At 34.3% G+C, this 7,230-nt stretch carries 7 protein-coding genes; all 7 read left to right on the top strand.

Going from position 1 to position 7,230, the window contains the following annotated elements; genetic code table 11:
• Positions 1-168, top strand: coding sequence for an alanine racemase C-terminal domain-containing protein (locus RR554_RS12105; RefSeq protein ID WP_443081316.1), 168 nt, complete (start codon positions 1-3; stop codon positions 166-168).
• A 208-nt stretch (positions 169-376) separates the two neighbouring features.
• Entirely contained in the window at positions 377-1,777 is a 1,401-nt protein-coding gene (locus tag RR554_RS02930) for an amino acid permease (protein ID WP_332462791.1), read from the top strand.
• A gap of 29 nt (positions 1,778-1,806) precedes the next feature.
• Complete coding sequence (locus RR554_RS02925) at positions 1,807-3,489, top strand: M20/M25/M40 family metallo-hydrolase (protein WP_332462792.1); 1,683 nt, start codon at positions 1,807-1,809, stop codon at positions 3,487-3,489.
• Between the two features lie 126 nt (positions 3,490-3,615).
• Positions 3,616-4,695, top strand: a complete 1,080-nt coding sequence (orr, locus tag RR554_RS02920) for an ornithine racemase Orr (protein ID WP_332462793.1) — start codon at positions 3,616-3,618, stop codon at positions 4,693-4,695.
• A 27-nt stretch (positions 4,696-4,722) separates the two neighbouring features.
• On the top strand, positions 4,723-5,781 hold the full coding sequence (gene ord, locus RR554_RS02915) for a 2,4-diaminopentanoate dehydrogenase (protein ID WP_332462794.1): 1,059 nt from the start codon (positions 4,723-4,725) through the stop codon (positions 5,779-5,781).
• Positions 5,782-5,808: 27 nt separating this feature from the next.
• Positions 5,809-6,108, top strand: a complete 300-nt coding sequence (gene ortA / locus RR554_RS02910) for a 2-amino-4-oxopentanoate thiolase subunit OrtA (protein ID WP_332462795.1) — start codon at positions 5,809-5,811, stop codon at positions 6,106-6,108.
• Positions 6,108-7,230, top strand: a 1,123-nt coding sequence (gene ortB / locus RR554_RS02905; protein ID WP_332467388.1) for a 2-amino-4-oxopentanoate thiolase subunit OrtB, incomplete at its 3' end; no start/stop codon positions are given. The genes ortA and ortB, both read left to right, overlap by 1 nt.

Here is a 7,230-nt window from a genome sequence, read left to right as displayed (position 1 = left end):
ATGATTAAACTGGATGAAAAATTACCAGTTGGAACTAAAGTAACCATCTTTGGTTATGATGGAGAACAATTCAATAGTATTCAGTCTGGTGCTGAATACGTTGAAACCATTAATTACGAAGTGACTTGTATTTTAACAGACAGGTTACCTAGAGTTTATTTGAGATAAATATAACAATTTGATTTAAAATGAATAATTAATCACATTATTTTAGGTGATATAGACTTTAAAAGCTTGTTAATAAAGGAGTTTAAAAAGATAAACAATAGAATAGTGACTATTCATTTTTGTGAATAAATAAATAAGAAACAGCTGTTATACTTAAATCACCGGTTAGAAAGCGCTTTTATTTTTGAAGGGAGAGTATGAAAAAAAGATGACAGATAAAAAAACACAAGAAATTGATGAGTCATCAAACAATCTAAAAAGGTCAATGAAAGTCCATCAAGTAGTAATGCTTGGTGTGGGTGGAACGATTGGAACAGGGTTGTTTGTTGGTTCAGGCTACACTATTTCTAAAGCTGGTCCAGGAGGGACGCTTTTAGCTTATGGATTTGGTGCCCTTATTATGTATTTAATGATGATGTGTTTAGGTGAATTGTTAGTTGCTAAGCCAATTGCAGGTGGCGTTCAAGCATACGCTACTGAATTTATTGGGGATAGTATGGGATTTACTGTTGGGTGGATTAAATGGTTGTCTTATGCCATTACAATTCCAACGCAATTAGTCGCTTCGGGAATTATTATGAAAAATATTTTTCCAACAGTTCCAGAACTAGTTTGGATAGTCTTGTTTATGGTTCTACTATTCTTTATGAATGCAAGACCAGCAGAAAAATACGGTAATATAAATTTTTGGTTTAGTAGTATTAAATTTATTCTAATTATTGTGTTTGTTATTGTTGGTTTGGGAATGATTTTTGGAATAGGTCAACCAGAAGCTATTGGTTTTTCAAACTTTACAAGCCATGGTGGTCTTTTCCCTAATGGATTTAAAGCAGTTATCATGACGATGATGATTTCAGCTTTTGCGTATGGTGGGGCGGATCTTTTTGCAGCATCAGCAAGTGAAAGTGAAAATCCCGAAAAAGATATGCCAGTGGCGATTAACTCAGTTATTTTAGGACTGGTCATTTCTTACTTTGTAAGTTTCATTGTATTGTTAGCTATTTTACCATGGAATCAAGCCGATTTAGCAGGTAGCCCATTTGCTTATGTTTTCCAAAAAGCAGGATTTAAATCAGCTGAGTTAGTTGTTAATATTGTTGTTTTAACATCAGCCTTATCTTCATGTAACGCGTTTATCTATTCAAGTACACGATCACTTTGGTCGATGGGGCAATATAAACAAGCTCCAGGATTTGTAAAAAAAGTTAACAAAAATGATATTCCGATGAATGCGTTAATCATTACAATGTTGTTTGCGTTAGGTGCTGTTGTATCAAGTATTCTTTCACCAGACTTAGTTTACTTATTCTTAACATCACTTATTGGAATTAGTAATATGTTTATCTATGTTTTATACGGTGTCTGTGTGATGAAATTTAGAAAGCAAATGAATGAAAATAATATCTCGGTTGATACGTTGAAATATAAAACACCAATGTATCCATTAATTCCAATTTTATTAATCATTTTATCAGCAGTTGTTTTTGTAGGGATGTTCTTTGATCCAACTCAAAAATCTGCATTAATTGCTGGTGTACCTACTTATACTTTAATCTTTTTAGGTGCACATTTCTACTATAAAAAAAAGGGTCAAAAAGAAAGTAAATAAAATAAATTAATATAGAGGAGCTTGTAAAAATGTACAAAACTTTAGCAGAAACAAATAATTTAGCCAAAAGAATTGAAGAGTTAACTATTCGATTAACTAATGTTATTAGTGTCACAGAAACAGCAGGCGAAATCGCAGTGAGTCAAGAAGTATTTAATATTTTTATGGAAATGGATTACTACAAAGAGCATCCAGAAGATGTATATATTCAAGATATTCCGACTGATCGTTTAGGTCGTAAAAATGTAATTGCTATTTTACGTGGACAAAAAAATAATAGTAAAAAGGCAATTTCTTTACTAGGTCATACTGATACTGTTGGTATTTCTGACTATGGTACTTTAGTAGATTTCTGTAACAAACCTTATGAATTAACAGAAAAAATGTCAGAAATCATCCATACATTACCAACACATGTTCAGGAAGATATGAACTCTGAAAAAGAAGATTTCTTATTTGGTCGTGGGATTTTTGACATGAAGAGTGGGGATGCTATCATCATCGCTTTAATGGAAGCAATCTCTAAAGATTTAGAAAACTTTGAAGGAAATATTATCTATACAGCAGTTTGTGATGAAGAATCAAACTCAGCTGGTATGTTTGCTGCAGTCCCTGAATTAAACCGTATCAGAAATGATAACGACTGGGACATTTTAGGAATGATTGATACAGACTACATGACAAACGAATATCACGGAGACGAAGATAAATATGTTTATGTTGGTGCTGTAGGCAAATTAATGCCGTCATTCTTTGTTGTCGGACAAGAAACTCACGTGGGTGAATCATTTAACGGATTTGATCCAAACCAAATGGTTGCTGAATTAACGAAAAAAATTAACATGAATACTGAATACTGTGATATTGCAGAAGGACAAGTAACTCTCCCACCATTAACATTGAAACAACGTGACTTGAAACCAGAATATTCTGTTCAAAGCGCTAAAACATCAACACTGTTCTTTAACTATGCTACTCATAAGAGTACACCCGATGAAGTTTTAGAAAAAATGGTTGTTGCTGCTAAAGAATGTATGCAAACAACGATTGATGATTTGAATAAACAATACAAGAAATTCTGCGAAATGTCTAAAATTGAACATAAAGTTTTACCATGGAAAGAACATGTTATTACCTATGATGAATTATATGCAAAAGTTAAAGAAGAAATGGGTATTAAATTAGATGTAATCATTAGTGAATTTGAAGAAGAAAAATTAAAAGATGAAAAAATGGATGAGAGAGATTATGCATTAGCATTAGTTGAAAAAGTTCATAACTTATGGTCTGATCGTGATCCTGTAATTGTTGTTTACTTTACACCACCTTACTATCCACATATTTTAGTTGATGGTGAAACTGAGAAAGAACAAAAAGTTCTAAAAGCAGTTAAAGACGCAGTAAGTGAAACTAAGAGTGATTACAAATTAGTTTACAAAAACTTCTTCCCATACATTGCAGATATTAGTTTTGCAGCAGCTCCTCAAGGGGAAGATACAATTAATGCGTTAAAACATAATATGCCTGGATTTGGTACTAAATATATTATGCCATTAGATGATATGGCAGAGTTAAACTTACCAGTACTTGACATTGGACCATTTGGTAAGGATGCTCACAAATACACAGAACGTTTGGAAACAAATTACTCATTCAACATCACACCAGAACTTGTTTATCGTACGATGGTTAATTTGTTAACTGCTGAATAAATTAGTGAAAAACACGTTTTTTCACTAATTTCTGATAGTAACTATTCCTGTTTGGCAATTTTTACGTGCATTATTACTATATAATAATAAATGTAAAGCGCTATTATAGTAGAAGGAGGCTAAAAGATGAAAAATCCTAGAATTGTTGTTGATTTAAAAAAACTGGAAGAAAATCTTGATTTTTTAACGAAACATATTAAAGACAGTCAAGACATTTCAGTCACAGCAATCACGAAATCTTTTTCTGCACATCCAGAAATTGTTAATCTGTATGCAAAATGCGATGGCATTGATTATCTTGGCGATTCTCGAGTAGAAAATTTCATTAAAAATGAAAACGTTTCTAAAGAGAAAGTTCTAGTAAGAATCCCAATGATGTCAGAAGTTGAAGAAGTTGTTAAGTATGTAGACATCAGCTTTAACTCTGAAATTGAGGTTATTAGGAAGCTAGATGCAGAAGCTAAGAAGCAATCGAAAACACACAAGATTCTATTAATGGTTGACCTTGGAGATTTACGAGAAGGAATCTTTGAGGAAGAAGATGTTTATGAAGCAGTTGGTCAAATTTGTGAATTAGATAATATCGAATTAGTCGGTTTAGGCGTTAACTTAACATGTTACGGTGCGGTTATTCCAACAGAGAATATCTTACAAACATTAGTGGACTACAAAAATCAAATTGAAGAACGTTTTGATGTAACTTTATCAATGATTTCAGGTGGCAACTCAAGTTCAATCTACATGTTAGACGGGGACACTAAAGAAAATCTACCAAAAGGAATTACTAATTTAAGAATTGGTGAGGCTTTTGTACTCGGAAGAGAGACCGCTTACGGTAAAGATTATAAAGAAATGCATCAAGATGTTTTCACATTAACTACTGAAATTGTTGAATATAAAACAAAACCTTCCTATCCAATTGGTGAAGTTGGTGTAGACGCGTTTGGGAATAAACCAACATTTGTTGATAAAGGATTAATGAAGCGAGGAATTGTTGGGATTGGTAAACAAGATGTAGACAATTCAGCGATTGAACCAATTGATTCGCGCTTAGAAATAATTGGCTCAAGTTCAGATCATTTGATTATTGACTTTACTAATGCTGAGGATGATTACAAAGTGGGAGACGAAGTGTCTTTCCGCATTGATTATGGCTCATTATTAAGTTGTTTTACTAGCGAATATGTTAAAAAAGATTTTAAATAATAAAAATTATATTAGGAGGCTTTTTATATGGAAAACGTAAAAGTAATTATTTGGGGAATGGGAGCTATGGGCTCTGGAATGGCACGTATGTTAATGACTAAAAAAGGTGTTGACATCGTAGGTGCAATTGATATTGGTGATAAAATCGGCAAACCAATTTTCGATCATTTAGGCGAAACATTTGAAGGAAAAGAAAATATCAAAATTGGAACTGTTGAAGAATATATTACAGAAAAAAGAGCTGACGTTGTTTTATTATGTACAGATTCATTTACAGCTAAAGCATTTGATAAAATTAAATTAATCGTTGAAAATAAAATGAACGTTGTAACAAGTGCTGAAGAAATGGCTTACCCACGTGCGCAAAGCCCTGAATTAGCAGATAAAATTGATGCTCTTGCTAAAGAAAACGGCGTATCTGTTTTAGGAACTGGTATCAACCCTGGTTTAATCATGGACGTATTAGTATTAGTTATGACTGGCGCTTGTACAGACATTAAAAAAATTACTTCTCGTCGTGTGAATTCATTGTCTCCATTTGGCGCTGCTGTAATGGAAGAACAAGGAATCGGCATTTCAGTTGAAGAATTTGAAAAAGGTAAAAAAGAAGGTACTTTAGCTGGACACGTTGGATTCCCAGAATCTATCTCATTAATGTCAACAGCTTTAGGCTTAGAATTAGACGAAATCGTTCAAGACATGGAACCAATCGTAACTGACGTTGACCGTGTTGCTCCTCATGGCGAAGCAAAAGCTGGCTCTATCGCTGGTGTTGCAATGAAAGCTTGGGGTAAAAAAGACGGCGAAACAGTTATTGAAATGGATCACCCACAACAAATTGAACCAGAACAAGTTGGCGTAAGTACTGGTGATTATGTAATTATCGATGGCAACCCAGCAATCAACGTTGTTAACTCTCCTGAAGTTGAAGGTGGAGTAGGAACAATTGCTATGTGTGTGAACATGATTCCACAAACAATTAACGCTCGTCCAGGATTAGTGACAATGATCGATTTACCAATTCCACATGCAATCTTAGGTGACTTTAGAGACCAAATCCACCCAGATGCAAAAATCGTAAAATAATAACACTAATTACTGGAGGCTTTGTAAATGATTAAAAAAAATGAATGGGTACAAGTGCACTCAATCGTTCTTACTAAAGAAGAAAGAGCGCCACAAGTCCCTGAAGATACAAAAAATGTTCCATTAGAAATGTGGGTTAAAGGTTACTTAACTCAAGATGCTGAAATGGGAGACGTTGTCACTGTGAAAACAGTGACAGGTCGCCTGGTTGAAGGTAAGTTAGTACAAGTTAATCCTACTTTCAGACATAGTTTTGGTGAATTTGTTCCAGAAATTTTGGAAATTGACCGTACAGTAAGAAAAGAACTTTTCGGAGGTGACTTTTAATGTCTAACAATAGCTATAAAGCAGTAATGGATCGTAAGAATCAAATCGTTCAAGATTCATTGAAAGTTAACTATGAAGACTTCAAAATATCAGATGTAGCATTTGACTATGAAAGAATGATGGAAGAAACAGGCTACACAATTGATGAAATGATCGAAATTCAAAGTAAATTAGGTGTTGGTAATACACCAATCGTTGAACTTAAAAATATTAGTGCTTTATCTCGTAAATATGCACCTAAAGGTAAAGGAGCTCGTATTTTTGTAAAAGACGAAGCTGCTAATGCTTCAGGAAGTTTCAAAGATCGTCGTGCGGCAGTATCTTGTTATCATGCTAAAAAATTAGGTTACACAGGTGTTGTAACAGCAACTAGTGGTAACTACGGAGCAGCAGTTGCTTCTCATGCAGCAAAATTAGGTTTGAAATGTATTGTTGTTCAAGAATGCTTTGACTCTAAAGGCGTTGGACAACCAGAAATCGTTGAAAAAGCTCGTAAATGTGAGGCTTTAGGAGCAGAAGTGGTTCAATTAACTGTTGGGCCAGAATTATTCTATAAGTTCTTGCAAATCGTTGAAGATACAGGTTACTTCAATGCATCATTATATACACCATTTGGTATTGCTGGAGTGGAAACGTTAGGTTATGAAATTGTTAAACAATTCGACAAAGAAGTCGGCAAACAACCAGACGTTGTTGTTGCAACGAATGCTGGTGGTGGGAACTTGACTGGTACTGCAAGAGGAATGCGCAAAGCAGGAAATACAACGACTAAAGTTGTAGCAGCAAGTGTTGATTTAACAGGTCTACATATGGCTTCAGATACTGATTTCAATAGAAAGTCATTTACAACAGGGCATACTGGATTTGGTGTTCCGTTTACAACAGGGCCAGATAGATCAGATGTTCCTAGATCAGCAGCTCGTCCATTACGTTACATGGATCGCTATGTAACAATGAGTCAGGGAGAAGTATTCTACATTACTGAAATGTTAGCTAACCTTGAGGGTCTAGAAAAAGGACCAGCTGGTAATACTTCTTTAGCAGCAGCATTTGCTATTGCACAAGAAATGGATGAAGATCAAATCATCTTAGTTCAAGAAACAGAATACACAGGAGCTGGTA

This window comes from Vagococcus sp. (genome assembly GCF_036639995.1).
Taxonomy (GTDB): Bacteria; Bacillota; Bacilli; order Lactobacillales; family Vagococcaceae; genus Vagococcus.
This window is presented reverse-complemented; position numbering and strand designations above follow the sequence as displayed.